The organism is Citrobacter sp. Cpo074 (assembly GCF_030332745.1).
Classification (GTDB): Bacteria; Pseudomonadota; Gammaproteobacteria; order Enterobacterales; family Enterobacteriaceae; genus Citrobacter; species Citrobacter portucalensis.
This window is the reverse complement of sequence record NZ_JAOWHG010000033.1, coordinates 25,256-43,824: the sequence shown is the minus strand read 5'-3', so window position 1 is coordinate 43,824 and position 18,569 is coordinate 25,256. Positions and strand designations below refer to the sequence as shown.

Genomic DNA, 18,569 nt, shown 5'->3' with positions numbered 1-18,569 from the left:
CAATGCTGGCATTTACCTGGGTTGCGCTACGGTTTATCCATTTTACCGCTTTGATGCTGGTGTTTGGCTGTGCGCTTTACGGCGCATGGCTGGCCCCCGTTTCGGTTCGTCGTTTAATGATGCGGCGTTTTTTACGTCTGCAACGGCATGCTGCGACGTGGAGCTTTATCAGCGCGACGCTGATGCTGGCGATTCAGGGTGGGTTAATGGGCTCAGGCTGGAGGGATGTTGTCTCTCCAGATGTTTGGCTCGCCGTGTTGCAAACGCAATTTGGCGGCGTCTGGTTATGGCAGATTATCCTCGCGTTGGTCACGCTGGTGGTGACCATCATGGTGCCGCGCAGTATGCCGCGACTGCTGTTAATGCTGACAATTGCGCAGTTTATTTTGCTGGCTGGCGTCGGACATGCGACGCTGCACAGCGGTATCCCTGGCGCAATCCAGCAGGTTAACCACGCCTTACATTTGGTATGCGCTGCCGCCTGGTTCGGCGGTTTGCTGCCCGTACTTTACTGTATGCGAATGGCGCAAGGTCGCTGGCGGGAACAGGCCATCAGTACCATGATGCGCTTCTCACGCTATGGGCATCTTTTCGTTATCGGTGTTTTACTAACCGGTATTATGAATGCGCTGTTTATTGTCGGTTTTTCTGTTCCCTGGCACATGGCTTACGGGCGACTGCTTTTGTTAAAAGGTGCCCTGGTCATGTTAATGGTGGCGATTGCGCTGGTGAATCGGTATGTTCTGGTACCACGCATGCGGCAGGATAACCGTGGCATGACTCTCTATTTTATTTGGATGACCAAGCTGGAATGGGGTATAGGAGCCGTTGTGCTGGCGATTGTCAGCTTGTTTGCAACCCTTGAACCTTTCTGATTGATGGACTGGCGAAACGCATGAAAAAAATCATTATCTCTTTATTACTCCTGGCAAGCTCCGGAGCCGCGCTGGCTGCGCCGCAGGTCATTACCGTCAGCCGTTTTGAGGTTGGCAAAGATAAGTGGGCGTTTAATCGGGAAGAGGTGATGCTGACCTGCCGTCCAGGTAACGCGCTGTATGTCATCAATCCCAGTACGCTGGTGCAATACCCGTTGAATGATGTCGCCAGACAGCAGGTGGAGAGCGGAAAAGTCACGGCAAAGCCGATCGAGATTATCCAGATTGATGATCCGGCGAAACCGGGCGAAAAAATGAGCCTGGCACCGTTTGTAGAGCGTGCAGAAAAGCTCTGCTAATTGTCAGATGTAGCGCTCTGATTTCCAATAAAAAACCGCAAGAATCTCGCAGGAGAACTTGCGGTTTTTGCGTTTGGATGCGTAACAAACGTCCTTTTTTTCCGGCCACTTTAGTCGCGGACTGGAAAACCTGGCGCTGTCATCTATTCTTAAATGGCAGGGTAACTTAGCCTGCATTAATGCCAACTTTTAGCGCACGGCTCTCTCCCAAGAGCCATTTCCCTGGACCGAATACAGGAATCGTATTCGGTCTCTTTTTATCTGGCTTTAATTTCAGTTACTTAGGACTCCATGTCCGAAAATGTCCGAAATTTGTCCGAATTCCAATATTCGGTCTTTATTCGTTATACCACACCATTTTTAACATTCACAATTCATTTACGAAGAAAAATTAGATCAGCACATACTCTTTTTTTCTCGTATCAAGATACTTCTCAGTCATTTTTTCTGACTTGTGCCCCAGTAGTTTTTGCGCAAAATCTTTCCCAAATTCCTTCTCATACATCCTTCCCGCAAGACTCCTAATTTCATGAAATGAAGGTGGGTTTTCTGAAAACTTTAAACCAGAAAAATTTCGTGCTTTCACAAAACCTTTTGTCAGACTGTCCAGGTTTATGCTTCCATCTTCACTGCTTTTTCTGATCCCAGGGCTTATCAAGAAATCGCATCGACTGACAAGCCGGCAGCGATCGATGACGGTCGACAGTCTAAGGCCGGATGCTTTCAATGTCAGTGAAAGTGGGATAGCCAGGCAAGACCCGGTTTTTTGTTGTTCGATGTACAGTCGGTCATCTTTAATGTCACTGAAGCGCATCCGGGCGACGTCCTCACGTCGCTGACCGGTGACCAGGGCGAGATCCATCGCAAGGCCGAACCATGCTGGCATTCGCTCTGCACCAGCACGAACGGTCATAAACATTTCATATTCCAGGCGCTCGCGCAGCACTTTAATTTTCGGTGCTCGAGTGGGGTCAACAGGATTGGAATCAACACGCCCTTCCACAACGGCCTCACGGAAAACATCAGATAGTACTGATCGCATGGTTCCTGCCATTGTTATTTTGCCGCACTCCGTCCAGCGCTCAATAAACTCGGCCACATCGCGGGTGGTTATGCTGGCCAGTATCATTACGCCAAAGTATTCTCTAATGGTCGCCAGCTGCCCGGCGCGAACTTTGTAAGTATTGGCCGCCAGCTTGCGTCGCTGTAGGATAATTTCGTACCGATCGAGCCAGTTGGCCATGGTGTATTCATTAGTACCTTTCAGCTGTTCGAGTAGGGCGATTGGAGTGTAATTTTTATCGATGTAGTGATTTGCTTCGATGGCCTGGGCGATCGCTTCCCTGCGCGAAATTTTACCCAGAGATATCTCTTTTCCGTCGACGGGATTGCGCCAGGAATATGACTTCCTGGCTTTACGATAGGTCAGATTCTTAGGCAAATTAGCGTCATACTTGTCCGGCCTCGCCATCGATAATCCTCTCTATCAATCGCCCTTTTAACGGGTATCTGCTCTGATTTGTGTTAACAGTCTTACAGTATTTGTTTGGCCTGATAAAAATGGCATCGGGCCTGACTTTGTACTCTGTTCCCTCTTTTTCCGGAGGCGGGTAAATATTACCGTTACGCGCCCATTTTCTGAGGGTTCCTATCTGCGGAGGCTCTTCATAGCGTTCTTCCGCCCAGCGCTCGAGTGATAAAAGTTTCATATGCACCTCGATAGCCAGCTGCGATCATACGTGACGCAGCAGGCGCAGGTTGATTGTCAAAAATCAGTCAGGTTTACCGCTGGTTTAACCCGGCGCTGCTTTTTCCTGGCTTTCGGCTTTATCGTTGGCTTTACGATTTGTGGTAGTGCTGGCGGTAAAGAATGGGCATGTTCGCTGATACGCTTACGATCCCCCATCATCCACACGAGTCTTGCTGTCCAGTCTCGCCCGTCATCACAGACGTGCAGGGAGCGAGTCAGGGCTTCATCGCCGGTTAAGTTCTCTGTCACTGCTCCGCCTCCGCACTTATAACCCCAGCGGCCAACGCTGCGGCCATGTGCGGCAATTCGTCAAAATCGCCGCGGTATGCCGGGTTAGCACACATCCCCTGCAGAGCTGCGAGCGTCAGTTGCTGGCGGTAGGTGAGGGCCATCGGGGCTGGTTTTGGCGCAAATACTGTTTCTGGTTCCTTTTTCGGCTTAACGGTAACCACGGGAGGATCCATCACCACCGGTTTTGGCGGTTCCGGGCGACGATATTCCACGATCGCGTCGAGGGCGATTTTCTGACGTACGGCGGCATCATCAGACCAGCCATCAAGAATTGTCGTTGCCACATCGTGAACTTCTTCGTCGCTGAAATTGGGCGACAGACAAAATTCAGTGGTGGCGATATCGATGATTAGCAGAGGAAGAACGTCAGCGATAATATGACCAGTGCATGCCACAACGCCTTCTGCTTCTTCTTTGCCCATAATGTCAGTACGTCCGGAAAGCAGATCGTTCAGCGCGTGGGCAATCTCAATTTCATGATCATCCAGAAGTGGCCGGTCGTCTTCCTGTTCGGTCACTTCCGTTTTTTCGCCCTCATTTGAGGCGCTATTGGCAAATGCTGCATCCAGTTCCTTGTCGAGCTCTGCAGCGCGAGCCGGGCAGACTGCTGGTGGTAAATTTTCGTCCTGTAACGTCTGTTCGGTTTTACCATCAGATTTTGCTCCATCATTTTTTTGTGGGAGCGGGGCAGACGTACGGCCGCAGGCAATATCAATGACCAGTTGTGGTGGATTAACGCAGTCAAAACCCGTAATGCAGCTATCGATGTATTGGCGAAGTTCGCCAGGGTAAATATGAAGTTTTTCATCAGCGGTTTTGATGATGGCCACGATGGACGCCGGGTGATAATCATGAATACCCGGTGTACGTGAAAATGGCGCACACCAGTCATCAATCTCGACATCTTTACTGCACAGCATGGTATTGATGCGCATTTCAATGCCAACTGGAGGGCTGCACACGTCGAAATCCATGGATCGGGATAATTTTCCCATGGCTGTGCGATAGCGCAGTCTGGTAGCAAGTTCGCTCATGGTCGGCTTGTCACTGCTCCTGGTGCCAGTCTGAACACACTTTACTGGCTCGCGTTTATCGGGCGGGGTATCAGCCCATTGGGTAAACAGGTTTTTATAGTCTGGCCATTTCGCATTGTCGCGCGCCTTCTGACGCACCCAGGCTAGGCATTCGGTCTGTTTTTCAGGAAGCATGGCAAGAATGCGGGGTTCTTTGGCAAGACCCTCTGCCTGTTCGCGTAAAGGGCTAAATTCATCATCATTCAGCATGTCGATTAACTGGCCATACTGAGAAGGGGTGATTTCATCAATGGCACCAAACACCGCGAGGCAGTATGCACGGGCCAGCACATCAAGTTCTTTCACCGGCTTCATTTGCTCTTCCGGCGCGCCAGCATTAAGTTTTTCATTATCGCCAGCAAGCTCTGGTTCAACCATAACGCGCTCTGGTTCGCCTTTTTCAGCATTCCAGATAATGTCACCGGTGAAGAGGTCGGTATAGAACTGCCCTTCAACAGTGCAGAACATTCCCTCATCTGCTTCCCATACCTTGGGAGCAAAATAATCATCAGCATAATCTGGTGCGAACTGTATAAAATCCGCATGCAGTAAGGTCTTTGCAATTGTTTTATTTTTCGATTGTTTAAAAGCAACATAAACCGGAAGCGTACTATCTTTTTCAAGCGCACTTTTTTTCGGTTCGAATCTCCCACCAAACTTTTTTAATCCAGTTGTCATATTAGCCTCAATAATGTTTATGTGAATGGCGCGCATTGCTTCTGCTTAAATTACAGCGCCGCGGTTCATGAATTTTTTTGTAGGAGATAGCATGCTCAAGGTTACAGAAATAAGCAGTCACAACTCTCTTATGCATTCTTTTTGTTGATTTATACATGGAGTCAACAGAACTCCATTTTTTACAATACGGACAGCACTCAAGTGTCACTTACCCTCCCTGTATAGCTGATTATGACAGGGCCATCATTGATGGATGTAGTTAGCCCTGCCAGTTAAGGCATAAATGAAAAATCTCTTAATTGCTTGAAGTTATCGAAGGGGGTAAATAAAAGGTCAGCGTAGAAACTCGCTAATATTAACCCTCTGGTCGTTAACTATTTTGGTCATTACTTTGATGAAGCACATATCCAGCACCGCTTCATCTTTGTATTTCTGAACTCCAGTTATATCAGCCACAGCCTTTTTATATTCAGCTTCAGCTGTACGTTGGGCAATATCTTCGCTGGTAAATTTAACCATTGGCACGCACCATCCTGAGTAAAGATTCTGTGTGAGCGAGAGCTGCCTTCTGTTGTTCGTACAGTGCCTCAAGTTCAGCTGTAAGGCGGTCGCGAAATGCAGGAACGGTTAACTGATGAATAAAATTACTTACTGAGCTTTCCACATCGGGATCCCCGTCCGGTATAACTGGCTGTGAATTTTTCATAAACCCTCCGGTAAAAAAGGTGCCCATCGTGGGGGATGGGCAAAGACCACGCGGCACACACAGCAATTAATCACATCTGCAAGCGCACTCCGCCTCTTTCACACCTGTCACCCATAACTGGTAAGTGAAGGAGTGCGCTTGCACGTTGTTCCCTGAAAAAGCTGGCGGTGACCGGATACATACGGGAAAACACCGGGCCGCCAGAACAGGGTCCTACTTGTTATTGCTTTAGCCTGCTTTTAACCACATCAGGCGTGGTGGATCCTGCTATTCCCCAACAACAAGGATTCGGTTAATCTGGATATCCCCAACAATAATATGAGTATTCAAAGTGATCGCTGAACTATCGGCTGCTATGGCCGCGATAAAGGAGACTGCTGGTCTCGCTAAAGTCATCAATGATGCGAAAACGGATGCTGAAGTTAAAGCGGCAACTATCGAACTCCAGAGCAAACTAATTACGCTTCAGGCGGAATGTTTTTCGCTTGGCGACGCGATCCGCTTGCGTGATGAAGAAGCAGTACTTCTCAAAGCAAAAATTGCAGAGTACGAAGACTTTAAAAGCCAGACTGAAGGTTATGTTCTTAGCAAGCTTGACTCTGGTTCTTTGGTGTATTCGAAAAAGCAGATTGTGGGTGATACTGAAATAATTGTGCATCTTTGCCCACATTGTTTTGCTACTAAGAAAATATCGATACTGCAGCCATTGCAGGTGAGTATGTATGCGAGTTTTAATCAAAGCAGATGTCCTTCCTGTAAGAATGTATTTGATACAGATTCAGCTCCAATGGTCAGCTATTAACGTTAAAGATATCCAGATTGTTAAAGAGCTAAGCGTCCAGTAGGGCGCTTTTTTGTTTCTGGCCCTGTATCGCCAGGGTAAACGGAACATTTTTGATTCTGAGTAATCACTGCGTGTGGTTACTTGATGACATGAGATTAACTAAAGGTAATTTAAATGGCAAGAGTAAAAATAACAATAGTTAAGTTGTGAGATGTAAAAAAACGCAAGTCATTGACTGACTTGCTATTTTTTATTTGTTTGGGATTTTCTAACTTTTAGAAGTTCTTCAAAGAGGCGGTTAAAATTTTCAACTCTTGCTTCTAACTCATTGAGATAGGACTCTTTTTCTGATTCAGGAAGAGAATCAAACAAATCTAAAAGACGTTGCTGCCGTTCATCTAACGACGTAGGAAGTGACTCCACTGGGGTGGGAATTTGTTCTTCATCACCGAAAAGTAACCAGGTCGGAGAACAGCGCAGCGCAGTACTTAAAGCAAAGAGACTTTTCCCCTTTGGCTCAGTTTGGCCGCTTTCCCATTTGAATACGCTAACGCTGGACTTCTTAACCAGATCAGCAAGCTGCTGCTGTGTTAGTCCAAGCTCTTTGCGCCTGGCGGCGATGCGATCACTCAAAGTTTCAATTTTCATAAGCCTAATATAAGTTAACTTGACATAACTTTTGTTAGTATTTATTTTGCTAACATTAGTTATGTGGAGGACGCATGTTCACAGAGACAGTGATTAAGTTTTTTGGTTCCAAAGCTGCCGTTGCGCGAGCGCTTGGTATTTCTCAGGTCGCGGTCACCCGATGGGGGAGCGCCATTCCTGAAAAGCGAGCAGTTAGGTTAGAGCGTCTAACAGGTGGGGTTCTGAAATATGACCCGTTGTTTTATGAAATCCAGGATAAAGCAAAGAAAGGGAGAAAATTGAACAATGAAAATCAATGAGATCAAATTGCTGGCCCTCGAGCTGGAAGAGTGGGCGATGAAGGATGGCAGGAAAGGGGGCTGGAAAAAGATAATCCCGCTGATTACAGCGCATCACTACGGTGATTTGCTGGACAGCCTGGCGGATATCGTCGACCCGTCAGAGTATGCGCGCCGCCTGCATAACAACACGCAGATCATCCAGCGGGCATTTCGAAATGACACGCCGAATTATCGTGGTCAGGCAGCTGCGCTGGCGCCAGCAATCAGAGCTGCGATGGATGCAGAGCTGGCTGGTCAGCATGACTTACATAACCTGGTGGCCATTGCGAACCGTGAGTGCATCGAGGCGACCAGCGCGGTGCTGACTGGTAAGCCAATGCAGATAATCCGCAAAGAAACGGCAGAGGCAATTCAGGCGCTGGCCGATCTCATTCCCGGCGTCAGCATCCAGTTCAACCAAATTGGTCACCGCTCGGTGTAACAGGAGGCTCCCATGCTTGCCCAGGAATTAGTAGACCGCATGAAAAATGCGATGAAGCACAAAGCATTGGCGGAAACAGTCGATCGCAGCGCTGAACTGATTCCGGGGATGAAATACCGCAACGAACGCGGACGCATGGTGACGGTAATGAGAGTTTCTCATCTTCGGGTTATGTACCGATACGAAGGTTATCAGGACATCTGCGAGACAGGCCGGAGAGAGTTTGAACTCAAATTCAGGAAGGTGCAGTCATGACAGAGCGCACAGCAGGTACGGAGTTTTGTGTGTGTAGAATTTTTGAGATTGTCCAGTCGATGTCCGGTCAGGGGAACAGCATCACGATCCCTTGTCCTTACCTGGATTTTTTCGCCGGTGACCGCCAACAGCATTTACTCGCGGCGATTCTGAATCAACTGGTGTTCTGGTCTGGTAAATCCCACCTCGAAAATGGCTGGTTTTACAAAGAGCATGCGGTAATTGCTGCGGAAGTTCGAGCATCCAGTGAGGACGTCATCCGCAAGGCAATGAGCAAAATAATCAGCCAGTATTTGCCTGGTGTTATCGAAGAGAAGAAACGCAAGGTAAACGGTACGCCGAAGATGCATTATCGCATCAACGAAGAGGCACTAATTGCCCTTATATTCCCGCCAGTGCTGGATTCGGCTCTTAAGTCGAATGGAAACGGCTCTCGAGCCGAAACCAAACGGCTCTTGAGTCGAATGGAAACGGCCCATAAGCCGAATCCTGGAAACGGCTCTCAAGCCGAATCTATTCTCTATACAGATCTTAAAACAGATAAATACATACAGATCTCTTCTTGTCCGGGAACTGCGTCCCCGGAAGCCGATTTATCCACAGGCGAAGAAAAAAAATCATCCTCTGAACAGCAAAGGGGTAAATGGGGCACACCAGAGGATCACCAGTGCGCTGAGTGGATTTTTTCCCGCATCAAAAAACTCTACGAGAAGGCCGCCGAGACAGACGGCGAACTGTCACGCCCAAAAGACCCTAACTGGAATGCCTGGGCAAACGAAATACGCCTGATGCGCTGCATAGACGGGCGTACCCATCGCCAGATTTGCGATTTATTCAAACGCGTGCAGCGTGACCCGTTCTGGTGTCGCAACGTCCTGAGTCCGTCAAAGCTGCGGGAAAAATGGGACGAATTAATTATCCGCCTTGGCGGTAACACACAACCACGGGATGTTAACGCCATTTCAGTCCCGGACAACATCATCCCTGAAGGTTTCAGGGGCTAAAAAATTAACCTGGAGAATTTTATGGAAACCATTTTAGACGTACTGAAAGCGATGGAAAAAGCGACTGCCCGTGAAATTGCGGCGCGCATGAAAATTGGGCCTGCGGCGGTGATCGGGATGCTGCGTGAGCAGGAAGAACGTAACGAGGTTATTCAGGTTAACGGGTACTGGAAAGTTGCTACCGGGGATGTTAAATCACAGCCCACGGCGACCAGTTCTGTCAGCAAAACACCGGCAAGTGTATCAGTCAGCGACGTCATCGCATTACTGGCGGAACATGGACCACAGACATCCCTTGAGCTGGCAACACTGGCAGGTATTGAGTCCAAACGTGTGGCGCCAATGCTGACCCACCACATGACAAAAGGGCGAATCATCCGCGAAAAAGTGGGCAGCAAGTTTGTTTATTCGGTGCCGGCCATGGCGTCAGTGAAAAACAAAAGCTCAGCTACCCAGGAACTCGAGACATCAACTTCCCCAGTACCAGAAAAATCTGTCACTGAAATTGTCGAGGAAATTCCCGCTTTCATCAGCCGTCCTGATGATCTGCTGATCCCTACGGTACGCGGTATTTCAAATGAAATTCGCCGCACAAAAGCGAAGCTGGCCAACCTGGAAAAACTTCGTGAAGCTGTTCGTAGCATTCGAAAGCACGGGGCGCTGATGAATGAGCTGGCGCAATGAAACAGAGCGAATTAACTCGCTGTCCGGATTGCGGGAACATGCCTGAATACGCGCTGAAGCCAAATCATATGGGGTGGGTATGGGGCGGATTGAAATGCCCGTATGACCATTATCGTGTGAGTTTGAACGGCCCTGCGGGTAGCCGCGCTCAGGCAGAAAAAAAGCTGACGCCACAGTGGGGGGAACTGGTCGAAAAAGTTGCCGCCGCTGGCATTGGCGTGAAGGGGGAGTGAGCATGGTAGAGCAAACCATTTTAGACGTGTGCTGTGGCTCCCGCATGTTCTGGTTCAACAAGCAGGACACCCGCGCCGTATTCACTGATATACGCGCCGAAGAGCACGAGCTGTGCGACGGTCGCCGCCTGGTTATCAGTCCCGACCTGATTGCCGACTTTCGTTCACTGCCGTTCGCTGATTCTTCTTTTCCGGTTGTAGTGTTTGACCCACCGCACCTCGAGCGCGTGGGCCAGTCTGCCTGGATGGGTAAAAAGTACGGACGATTGAACAAAAATACGTGGCGTTCTGATTTGCGCGCCGGTTTCAAAGAAGCGTTTCGGGTGCTGTGGCCACGCGGCGTGCTTATTTTCAAATGGAACGAAACACAAATCTCAGTTAGCCAGATTCTGGCGCTTACAGATGTGAAACCTGCAATTGGTCAGCGTACCGGGAAGAACGACAAAACCCACTGGATTATCTTTGTGAAGGACTAACCCATGTTTAAATCAAAATTTTCCTGCGATAGATTATTACAGTGTGAGAACAAAAGCGCGAAGCGGCTATTTGATTCGTGATATACAATACGGTAACGAATTTAGTTTAGATGGTTTCGTTAAAAGCCCAGAGGTGTACATACCGGGCTTCTCATGGATTAAATTCTAGCTCCTGTGAATTGATATGTCTGAAGCCCTTCTCCAGAAGGTAGTTTGAAAAACAAGTACTGCCTTTCTGGATATTCAACAATTGATATTTGCTTATTATTATTTTTTGCGTGAGACAACCCATTATTTAATAAGTTGATAATATCTTGGCTTGATGCCCTGCTATCTTGTACCATCCAATAACTGGCTTGCTTAGGAAACCCTGATTTACTTGTTGTTTCTAGTTCAAGGTAAATTTTTTCTAATCCGTTACCATCACTTTCTGTATGGATGTCAAATCCATTTATAACTAATTTTTTATCTTCCAGGGATTCACTGGCTACAGCATATTGTGATTTAAAATCATCGTATTCGATTTTTAAAGAATTATATTTATCTTCGAGATCATTATAGTTAGAAGTCAAAGTTTTAAACATTACATTTAAATCATTATTTTGCTTTCTTGCTTCTAGTAAACTAGATGTAGTTTTCTTTAATGACTCTTCTTTAGCAGTGAGTTCTGCTGTTAGTTCACCCATCCTGTCCTGGGATTGAGCAATCTGTTCCTTCATGGACTGAATATCTTTCTCCGCACCTGTTTTAACTTTTTCATAAGTTACATCATGCTTTGCCTGTAAACGTTGTAATCTCGTAGCCCGTCTAATTATTTTGGCTTTCCTTTGGTTGTCTATTGAATCTGTATGATCGAGAGGTTTTATTTGCCAGGTGGCAATTAGATAGTTAACCCATGGGATAAATCCACAAAGAACAATGGCAGAAACAATAGGATAACCAATCACGCTTTTCCATGTGCTATTGGCCATTATATATTCTATTTTATCATACACTGATGTATTACTGAAAAATAAGTAAAGTAGTTGTTTCCAGTTGAATGCGCACCAAGAAATAGCTATTGCCCCAAACGCTGGATTCTTAATTCTCTGGATTGCCGTTCCTAAAGTTGATGAGGTGTAGTCTTTGATAGAGTCGAGCATGTTAAATCCATTGGTAAAAAATTTTCAAGAGTATACCAATTAGATAAACTCACGGCATTACTCAAAATACATAGGTGTGAGGAAAATAGTAAAAATCAGAAATGATCTGGTGAGAAGTTGTGTTGGAACATAATCATGATGCCATAACCTAAACTTTAACATGAGCAGGGCTTTCCTGAGTGGTACATCATCGACCAAGACTATCGAGGCAGGAAATACGCGAAGGACAAGCTGGTTGTGCGCTGCGTCAACGCGGTACCACCGCCGTTCGCAGAAGCACTGGTGCGTGCTAATTTGCCGGAACTTTGTCAGCGGAAACAAAAAGCAGCTTAATAAAACATTGCAGATACAACCCGCTCCGGCGGGTTTTCTTTTTTGCTTCATCAATCCCTGCTACGATTCCCTATCTTTTACTGATGGGGATAGGGATATGAAGAAAGTTCTTGTTGTTTTATTGGTGTCACTTTTCTCACTGACAGCAACGGCAGCAAACAAGCCATGCTCAGGTAAGAAAGGCGGGATATCGCACTGCTCGGGTGAAAAATTTGTTTGTAATGATGGCACTATCAGCAAGTCCAAGAGGATTTGTCAGAAATAATAGTCGATAAATAGAACTCATTATCAAAATCAAACCCGCTATGGCGGGTATTTCTTCTCTTCAAGCCCTTTTGCATAACTGATTTAGTAAATTCTGAACGCTCGGAAAACTTAGCGTATACAAAGGCATGGCTTTGGCAAAAAGTGCTATTAACCACTTGAATGTGTGGTTTAATAGGTATACTGTATAAATGCACAGTATGTCGAGGTGGAGGGAATCATGAAGGTTGAAATTACAATTGATCGCACTAAGGAGCTTCCGAAAGGAGCTGTCCCAGCGCTTGAAAAGGAACTTTTGTGTCGAATCAGCCAGGACTATTCAGACTATAAATTAACGATACGTCGAACCGCTTCTGATGGATTAAGTGTCATCGGAGGCGAAAAGAGCGATAAAAAACGAATTGAAGAAATCCTGCAGGAAACGTGGGAAAGTGCGGATGAATGGTTTTTTAACTGATCACCCCTCGCAGGCGGCCTCGGTCGCCATTTGTTACGCCTGATCGCTAAATTTCTCGTTGCGCACCGTGCTACTGCTAAGAAGCAATTTCCGTTGGCTTAACGGTGTGGATATCACCGCAAGGGGCATCTCATGCAAATTCCGGATGATTTAATTCCCGGACTGCCGGAGCATACTGGCCCGGTTCTGATTTATGTCGTAAAGGGCAGGGCAGAAAGGGGATTCGCGCTGCGCAAAGATGAATTTGTGACATCTTTGCGTGCTCTGGAAGAAGCAAGAAAGAAAGCCGGCCTTCCTGTTTCTGATGTCTGATAAGTTAGGTTATACTCAAACACGGGTCTGAACAGCCTGCTGAGTAACACTGCGCCAACCGGGAAATCACGATGGCGCATAAAACTGAATTACCCCACTCACACCGTTTCTTCGTGAGCGGTGTCTTTGTTCATGCTGGTGGTGCAGCATGAGCAGATCAAAAAATAAATCTGAAAAACTTCACCTTTCCCGCGTAGCCGGGCTGGGCTGTATTGTCTGCAAAAACCTGAAACTGGGTGAAACCCCAGCAGAAATACATCACATCCGAACTGGTCAGGGAGTTGGCCAGCGCGCTGACAATTTCAAAGTTATTCCTCTTTGCCCAATCCATCACCGCCAGGGCGGATACGGCATAGCCATTCATGCTGGCCGCCAGTCCTGGGAAAACAATTTCGGTACTGAAACAGAGTTGCTGGTGCAGGTTCTCTACGAACTGGGGGAATCGACTCATGCCTGAATATAAAATCACGCCCGTTGGCAAGCCCAGAATGACGCGCGCTGACAAATGGAAAAAGCGCCCCGAGGTTCTGCGTTACCGGGCTTTCTGTGATGAAGTTCGTCTGCAGTGTGTTGAGCTGCCGGAAAGCGGTTCGCATGTCACCTTCATTCTTCCGATGCCAGCGAGCTGGAGCAAAAAGAAACGGGCTGAGTTCAACGGTAAACCACACCAGGCTAAACCTGATTTCGACAATATGGTGAAAGCCCTGATGGATGCCATTTACGAAGAAGATGCTCACATCTGGGATGTACGGGTATCAAAATTATGGGGAGAAACCGGGAGAATAATTATTGAGGAGCTAAAAGCATGACGCCACGCCAACGCAGACTAAAGCAGTCAGCATTTGAAAAAGCAGCAGCTGCGCCGCGTAAAAGCTGGCTGGGTAAATGTATTCTCCTGACGGGGATTCAGTCCGGATGGATTAAATCCCTGCTCACTACATGGGGCGAAGGTGTAGGAGGAAATACTGCACCCCGCATGCCGCGGGGCCATACGTGCTGGAATGTGCTTAAGGGACGGAACTGGTCAGATAAAGCACTCGAACGATTCACCGTTGCGTTAAATCAGGCTAGAGAGGAGGGGTTCCGTGGACAGCAGGCAATGAACAGGGCACATAGCATTCTCTGGCCACAGTCAACTGCCAGTATGATTGATGAAGCTTTGCATAATGATGATGTCGATTTTGTTGAACAATGCGTATTGCAGGCGCTGGATATTAACGATCCGGTTTATGTTGTTGGTCTTCAGTATTACACCACCCGAAAAAAAATCTCAGACATAACCCGGGAGCTGCAGGCGATTGCGCCATGGTTAACCGACGGGGAGGCGAGAAAACGTGTGCGATGGTGCCTGGAAATATTCAGAGCAAAAACATTCCTTGCGGTTCGTAACCATATGAGAGCTGGGTTAGAGGATGGTTAGTCATACCAAAAGAGGAACAGATCGGGAGACTGATGAGTCTGTAATTCGAAACAAAACCCCGGTCAGTAGCCGGGGGAAGTGGCTATTGGTGACGATTCTGCTTAAACCACTCATAAATCTCAATACAAACAATAGCAACGGAGTAGAAGGGCCACAGAATGGAGGTTATCACCGTATCAGCCAGGTCAAATTCGAGGCCGTGTACTCGATCCCCACGAACTAACAAAGCAAACATTACGATGAAGCCCGCGATATATATGGCCAAATAGTGATAAAGGCTCATGATAATTCCATTTATTAGGTTTGGCCCTGAGTCTACGTGCGATAACCACACAATTAAAATTGGTATTGCAGATCGATTTTCATTTATCGATCGTTCAAAACGATCGTTTTGTAACGAACAGCTCATTTGTCGAGTAATATTTGTACAAAATGTCGGTTAGAATTAGCTATAAGTGCTTTATGACGTAAAAACGTTTGAAAACGGGCCAACAAAGTGAATAATTAATTCATGCTTGGCAGAGCTGCGCCACGATGGCAGCGACGAAAAGCGAACAATTTGAACATATCGAGAACCCCGCCGACGCGGGGTTTTTGCTTTCCGGCGATACGACAGGGGTATTCGCGAGGTGCATAGCACCAGTACCCCTGTCATATCGTCGATCCTCGATCGTCCACAAGAAAACAATGCCTCGCAACTAAACGATTTTATTCATTTCAGGCTCCACTCTATGGACTGGGCTTTTCTGTACATTTAGTTAGTGTCCTTCTTGTTTGCTGGATGTCACCTCAGTGTGGATTTTCTTATCGAACAACAAGTACAGGGCAACTCGCGTGTCGGACAACGGCCGCTGCATTCGACCCTAAGAGATAGGTTGAGATATCTGGACGATGTGAGGCAATAATGATTAAGTCAGCATCGATTGATTTAGCGAGATTGAGTATTTGATCCTTTGGTGCCCCGGTAGTTGCATGTGTTTGGGTTTTTCCCGCAGGGATTTTGAATTGCTTCACGATTTCATCGAGTTTCAATAATGCAGCGTGCTGAATGTCTTTTAATTTTGGCATTTCTGCTGAATATGCCAGACCTAAGGATGAGTAATAAGGTAATGTGGGAACTACTGTTAGAAAATGTACTTTAGCCGTATTCAATACAGAATGAGCCTGAACATAGGGGATAACTTGCCGTGTTAAGTCAGTCTCAGAAACATCAATTGGTACTAAAATAGAGTTGTACATTTTAGCCATCCTGTTTGTTTTTTGTTCGGCGCAAAGTTTAGTATCTGTGACAAAAAAAAATGTGTCTTTGCGGGAAAAACTTACGAATTGGTACCTTCATACTATTTGCGCTTTCAATCTAATGATTCTGGGGGACTGGATTCATTATGTAGGTCTTGTTCAAGTATCAGAGTTGCCTAAGACTCCATAAACAACCGTATTCATTTCGAGGTTGCCACATGGCGGTCTCTTTCGTTTCAGGCTTCCGGGAATCAATAACTACTTGCTTTGTTGATAAATCCAACCCGTGAAGCCTGCTACTATTCAGAATAATAGTGCTATTTGTTTGCAGGTTTTTCTCATTATTTCTAAAGTTATAGAGTATCCAGTAAAAGCTCTTGTTTTGAAGTGGTTGTGATGAGTCCCCCCAAGCGGATGAGTGAAACTGACAGTAAACGGTGTCAGGGAATGACATGCTTAGCGCTCACGGGGCATGGTTTGTCAGCCAAAGGCCCACCGGGAGACACCTGGCACCACAACTGAACTTAAACCGGTCATACTGTTATCATCGTGGTGGAGAGATAGCGTTATGAAAATGCCCTTCAGAAATACCGTGATCGGGCTCAGCCTATCTATAGGCATTGCACTAATTATTGTTTCCCTGATTGTTGTTCTGAATGGCATTGGATTATGGTAACCCGCACTCTTAGCGTTCTGGAGACCGACATTTTTCGGTGCCTTTCATTTTCGGGCTGACGTTACATAATTAACAATAAAATCATTTATTTTCTGTCAGAGCTTTCGTTATCAAGGTTGATAGTGCTTCAAGCTGGATTGCAAGCTGGATACTTAACCAGACATATCCATGAACGGCACTTTCCATTACCTCATCACTTTCATTTGCGAGTAAAAGACAATGCAACTCTTGTGTGATTTCATTAAGACGTTCGCTGTTTGATGCTATTGGAGACGGGTTACCTTCATGCAGTGCATGAGCCAGCGTACTGAGAGTGTTGCGAGTCATTTGTTCCATGTCGGAAAGTGTATGAGAGTTCAATATAAGAAACCGGCTGCCGCGCGATGCCCAGTGGGCATTTATCTGAAATTTTTGGGCAGCTATCATATCTCGGGTTATCGACTGAATCTCCTCAAGCAGACTCTTTGCAATCTTTGTTTCTTTATTCACTGGTGTAATCAGACCACGCATTTTGACGACATTAGTTAACGCACGTGTTTGAAGCCCGGTCATTCTGGGCTGGTTCAGAACGTTTCGTGAGACCCCGGCTGAAGTGATTTTTAAGTAATCAGCAAGAAAGTCAGCAAGTTGGATACGCCAGTTAATGAATGCTCTTTGGGGATAAATACTGGTAAACAGCATAGCCAGAATACATCCCAAAATAATATTGGTGCTTCGCCATAATGCTGTCTGTAAGTCCCCGGCAGGAGCACTGCTGACTACGGCAAGCGTTATCCCAACAAGTAATGCAGCATACGGGCGTTTACTCATGGCCAGATAGCCGCAAAGGAAAGCAGCGCATCCACACCAGAGCATCATCAGAGTAAGAGAGTACATTTCAATGTGTAATGCAATGATCCCCAGAATCGCACCACATACAGTTCCTGCCATTCGCTCAAGTGCTCTGGGGATAACGTTACCCATGTAGCTTACAGGTCCCATGACGACTACGAGTGTAATCAGGGGCCACGAGTGGTCTGGCAAATTCAACATTCTTATCAATAAGAACGTAATAACGAACGCTACAGCAATTCGTATCCCATGCACTATACGGTAGTTGCGGTAGATCTTTAGTTCTAAAGGACTTATCGGTTTGTTCCGTTTAACGGAAAAAATGTTCTTTTTCATTGTTTAATGTCTTTAACTAAGAGCAAACGATAAAGAATATTCAGGTATACACTGAAAAAAACAGCTAGTCTTACTTTTTTAAATTTTAAAACCGCTGCGTGCTATTCAGGCTTACTGTTGTTAATTAGTTGCTAATTTAGTGATTAAGATGGGAGCATTCTGTAATACTCATTTTATCTTTGGGATTATCATTATGAGTATAAGTGCAGAGAACAGATTGAATGATAATCTGACATAAATTTAACTTGTTGACTTTAATCATTATTAAATTGTTGTGTGGTTTCCAGAAAATGGTTAGCATGGTTCAGATGAAGTACCTTCTTCGGTCAGGTAAATCTGCTTTAATGGTGTCTCTGGACGATTTCAAATCGGCAACAGTATCTGGGTAAAATGCAGGATGAGCAAATACAAAATAGCAGCTCTGATGACTACAGCGTCAACGGTCGCACTGTTCTGGACAGTGGCATTAATCTTTGGGATGCTTCATTCTTTGGGTCTGTAGTCGAAATTGATTTAAAGCTTATAAAACATAATGTTACACTGGCAGTTATGAGACGAAGGGGTATTGATATTAGAATGTCTGATATTCTTTTCGCTGTATATTTTTATGAGCTAAGGTTTGAGCCAAAGCTCATTATATAAAATAAAGTTATATTAGAAAAAGGTATGCAACTAAACGATGCGTATCATCGAAATGCAACTGTATAAAGAGAAAGTGCAATAGCCAGAAATATCCAGTATTGAGAATGATAATGGAAAAGTTTAAGCATTAATATCCTCCACAGAGTTGGTTGTTAATTAATGGCAGATTTAAATGTCAACAACAAACAAAAAATCATGCTCACTGATTATTTAATTATTTCATAATGTTTCAGCCAGGCTCTATGGAGGTGCAATTGCACCAGTGATGGGATTTTTGCATCATTATGGTGAGATTAATGGCAGATGTACTTTATGAACTGCTCAATCTACCGATACAGA

Annotated in this window: 26 protein-coding genes and 1 pseudogene; 17 read left to right on the top strand and 10 right to left on the bottom strand. The window is 46.0% G+C overall.

Features of this window, described 5'->3' with window-relative positions; all coding sequences use genetic code 11:
* The first annotated feature begins 2 nt into the window (after positions 1-2).
* Together copD and OGX83_RS14460 are read left to right on the top strand one after the other, a co-directional pair.
* Entirely contained in the window at positions 3-875 is an 873-nt protein-coding gene (gene copD / locus OGX83_RS14465) for a copper homeostasis membrane protein CopD (RefSeq protein ID WP_032943772.1), read from the top strand.
* 20 nt (positions 876-895) lie between these two features.
* Entirely contained in the window at positions 896-1,234 is a 339-nt protein-coding gene (locus tag OGX83_RS14460; RefSeq protein WP_032943770.1) for a YebY family protein, read from the top strand.
* Between the two features lie 391 nt (positions 1,235-1,625).
* Here OGX83_RS14460 and OGX83_RS14455 read toward each other — a convergent pair whose 3' ends face one another.
* The 6 genes from OGX83_RS14455 to OGX83_RS14430 form a co-directional block, all read right to left on the bottom strand.
* Positions 1,626-2,705: a tyrosine-type recombinase/integrase gene (locus OGX83_RS14455; protein WP_286503314.1), complete on the bottom strand. Its 1,080-nt coding sequence runs from the start codon at positions 2,703-2,705 to the stop codon at positions 1,626-1,628.
* The gene (locus tag OGX83_RS14450) at positions 2,683-2,943 is read right to left on the bottom strand and encodes an excisionase (protein ID WP_049016044.1); all 261 of its coding nucleotides are present in this window, start codon (positions 2,941-2,943) and stop codon (positions 2,683-2,685) included. The genes OGX83_RS14455 and OGX83_RS14450 overlap by 23 nt, the downstream gene beginning before the upstream one ends.
* Before the next feature lie 56 nt (positions 2,944-2,999).
* Positions 3,000-3,233 carry a hypothetical protein gene (locus OGX83_RS14445; protein ID WP_125461414.1) on the bottom strand — a complete coding sequence of 78 codons (234 nt, stop codon included), beginning with the start codon at positions 3,231-3,233 and terminating at the stop codon, positions 3,000-3,002.
* Positions 3,230-5,026 (bottom strand): RecE-related exodeoxyribonuclease, encoded by a 1,797-nt coding sequence (locus OGX83_RS14440; RefSeq protein WP_286503313.1) that lies wholly within the window; start codon positions 5,024-5,026, stop codon positions 3,230-3,232. The genes OGX83_RS14445 and OGX83_RS14440 overlap by 4 nt, the downstream gene beginning before the upstream one ends.
* 333 nt (positions 5,027-5,359) lie before the next feature.
* The gene (locus tag OGX83_RS14435) at positions 5,360-5,545 is read right to left on the bottom strand and encodes a hypothetical protein (protein WP_044711810.1); all 186 of its coding nucleotides are present in this window, start codon (positions 5,543-5,545) and stop codon (positions 5,360-5,362) included.
* Positions 5,538-5,732: a hypothetical protein gene (locus OGX83_RS14430; RefSeq protein ID WP_286503312.1), complete on the bottom strand. Its 195-nt coding sequence runs from the start codon at positions 5,730-5,732 to the stop codon at positions 5,538-5,540. Before OGX83_RS14430 ends, OGX83_RS14435 begins: the two co-directional genes overlap by 8 nt.
* A gap of 331 nt (positions 5,733-6,063) precedes the next feature.
* Here OGX83_RS14430 and OGX83_RS14425 point away from each other — a divergent pair, with 331 nt between their 5' ends.
* On the top strand, positions 6,064-6,534 hold the full coding sequence (locus tag OGX83_RS14425; protein ID WP_286502894.1) for a hypothetical protein: 471 nt from the start codon (positions 6,064-6,066) through the stop codon (positions 6,532-6,534).
* Positions 6,535-6,759: 225 nt separating this feature from the next.
* Here the strand turns inward: OGX83_RS14425 and OGX83_RS14420 are convergent, their stop codons facing one another.
* Positions 6,760-7,164: a helix-turn-helix domain-containing protein gene (locus OGX83_RS14420; RefSeq protein ID WP_286503311.1), complete on the bottom strand. Its 405-nt coding sequence runs from the start codon at positions 7,162-7,164 to the stop codon at positions 6,760-6,762.
* 74 nt (positions 7,165-7,238) lie between these two features.
* Here OGX83_RS14420 and OGX83_RS14415 point away from each other — a divergent pair, with 74 nt between their 5' ends.
* The 7 genes from OGX83_RS14415 to OGX83_RS14385 are packed head-to-tail and all read left to right on the top strand — an operon-like array spanning position 7,239 to position 10,578.
* Positions 7,239-7,463, top strand: a complete 225-nt coding sequence (locus tag OGX83_RS14415) for a Cro/CI family transcriptional regulator (RefSeq protein WP_286503310.1) — start codon at positions 7,239-7,241, stop codon at positions 7,461-7,463.
* Positions 7,450-7,926: a toxin YdaT family protein gene (locus tag OGX83_RS14410; protein WP_286503309.1), complete on the top strand. Its 477-nt coding sequence runs from the start codon at positions 7,450-7,452 to the stop codon at positions 7,924-7,926. The genes OGX83_RS14415 and OGX83_RS14410 overlap by 14 nt, the downstream gene beginning before the upstream one ends.
* Positions 7,927-7,938: 12 nt before the next feature.
* Positions 7,939-8,181, top strand: coding sequence for a DUF4222 domain-containing protein (locus OGX83_RS14405; protein ID WP_286503308.1), 243 nt, complete (start codon positions 7,939-7,941; stop codon positions 8,179-8,181).
* Positions 8,178-9,185: a phage replication protein O gene (locus OGX83_RS14400; RefSeq protein ID WP_286503307.1), complete on the top strand. Its 1,008-nt coding sequence runs from the start codon at positions 8,178-8,180 to the stop codon at positions 9,183-9,185. The genes OGX83_RS14405 and OGX83_RS14400 overlap by 4 nt, the downstream gene beginning before the upstream one ends.
* 21 nt (positions 9,186-9,206) lie before the next feature.
* The gene (locus OGX83_RS14395) at positions 9,207-9,869 is read left to right on the top strand and encodes a hypothetical protein (protein ID WP_286503306.1); all 663 of its coding nucleotides are present in this window, start codon (positions 9,207-9,209) and stop codon (positions 9,867-9,869) included.
* Positions 9,866-10,102: a hypothetical protein gene (locus OGX83_RS14390; protein ID WP_286503305.1), complete on the top strand. Its 237-nt coding sequence runs from the start codon at positions 9,866-9,868 to the stop codon at positions 10,100-10,102. The genes OGX83_RS14395 and OGX83_RS14390 overlap by 4 nt, the downstream gene beginning before the upstream one ends.
* Positions 10,103-10,104: 2 nt before the next feature.
* A complete protein-coding gene (locus OGX83_RS14385) occupies positions 10,105-10,578 on the top strand; it encodes a class I SAM-dependent methyltransferase (RefSeq protein WP_286588374.1) in 474 nt (157 codons plus the stop codon).
* 158 nt (positions 10,579-10,736) lie between these two features.
* Here the strand turns inward: OGX83_RS14385 and OGX83_RS14380 are convergent, their stop codons facing one another.
* Complete coding sequence (locus tag OGX83_RS14380) at positions 10,737-11,720, bottom strand: hypothetical protein (RefSeq protein ID WP_286503303.1); 984 nt, start codon at positions 11,718-11,720, stop codon at positions 10,737-10,739.
* Between the two features lie 165 nt (positions 11,721-11,885).
* On the opposite strand from OGX83_RS14380, the pseudogene OGX83_RS14375 reads away from it, so the two are divergent.
* The 7 genes and pseudogenes from OGX83_RS14375 to OGX83_RS14345 form a co-directional block, all read left to right on the top strand.
* Positions 11,886-12,053 (top strand): annotated as a pseudogene (locus OGX83_RS14375) (DNA cytosine methyltransferase); the annotation flags it as partial.
* Between the two features lie 97 nt (positions 12,054-12,150).
* A complete protein-coding gene (locus tag OGX83_RS14370; protein ID WP_286503302.1) occupies positions 12,151-12,318 on the top strand; it encodes a YdcA family protein in 168 nt (55 codons plus the stop codon).
* A 219-nt stretch (positions 12,319-12,537) separates the two neighbouring features.
* Positions 12,538-12,774 (top strand): DinI-like family protein, encoded by a 237-nt coding sequence (locus OGX83_RS14365; protein ID WP_286503301.1) that lies wholly within the window; start codon positions 12,538-12,540, stop codon positions 12,772-12,774.
* Positions 12,775-12,906: 132 nt separating this feature from the next.
* Positions 12,907-13,086, top strand: coding sequence for a hypothetical protein (locus OGX83_RS14360; protein ID WP_286503300.1), 180 nt, complete (start codon positions 12,907-12,909; stop codon positions 13,084-13,086).
* A gap of 148 nt (positions 13,087-13,234) precedes the next feature.
* Positions 13,235-13,543, top strand: a complete 309-nt coding sequence (locus tag OGX83_RS14355; protein ID WP_286503299.1) for a Ref family recombination enhancement nuclease — start codon at positions 13,235-13,237, stop codon at positions 13,541-13,543.
* Positions 13,536-13,895 carry a RusA family crossover junction endodeoxyribonuclease gene (locus tag OGX83_RS14350; protein ID WP_286503298.1) on the top strand — a complete coding sequence of 120 codons (360 nt, stop codon included), beginning with the start codon at positions 13,536-13,538 and terminating at the stop codon, positions 13,893-13,895. The genes OGX83_RS14355 and OGX83_RS14350 overlap by 8 nt, the downstream gene beginning before the upstream one ends.
* The gene (locus OGX83_RS14345; protein ID WP_286503297.1) at positions 13,892-14,506 is read left to right on the top strand and encodes a hypothetical protein; all 615 of its coding nucleotides are present in this window, start codon (positions 13,892-13,894) and stop codon (positions 14,504-14,506) included. Before OGX83_RS14350 ends, OGX83_RS14345 begins: the two co-directional genes overlap by 4 nt.
* Positions 14,507-15,310: 804 nt before the next feature.
* On the opposite strand, the gene uspF is transcribed toward OGX83_RS14345, so the two are convergent.
* Together uspF and OGX83_RS14335 are read right to left on the bottom strand one after the other, a co-directional pair.
* Positions 15,311-15,745 carry a universal stress protein UspF gene (gene uspF, locus OGX83_RS14340; RefSeq protein ID WP_286503321.1) on the bottom strand — a complete coding sequence of 145 codons (435 nt, stop codon included), beginning with the start codon at positions 15,743-15,745 and terminating at the stop codon, positions 15,311-15,313.
* 757 nt (positions 15,746-16,502) lie between these two features.
* Entirely contained in the window at positions 16,503-17,588 is a 1,086-nt protein-coding gene (locus tag OGX83_RS14335; protein WP_286503296.1) for an FUSC family protein, read from the bottom strand.
* Positions 17,589-18,569: the final 981 nt, after the last annotated feature.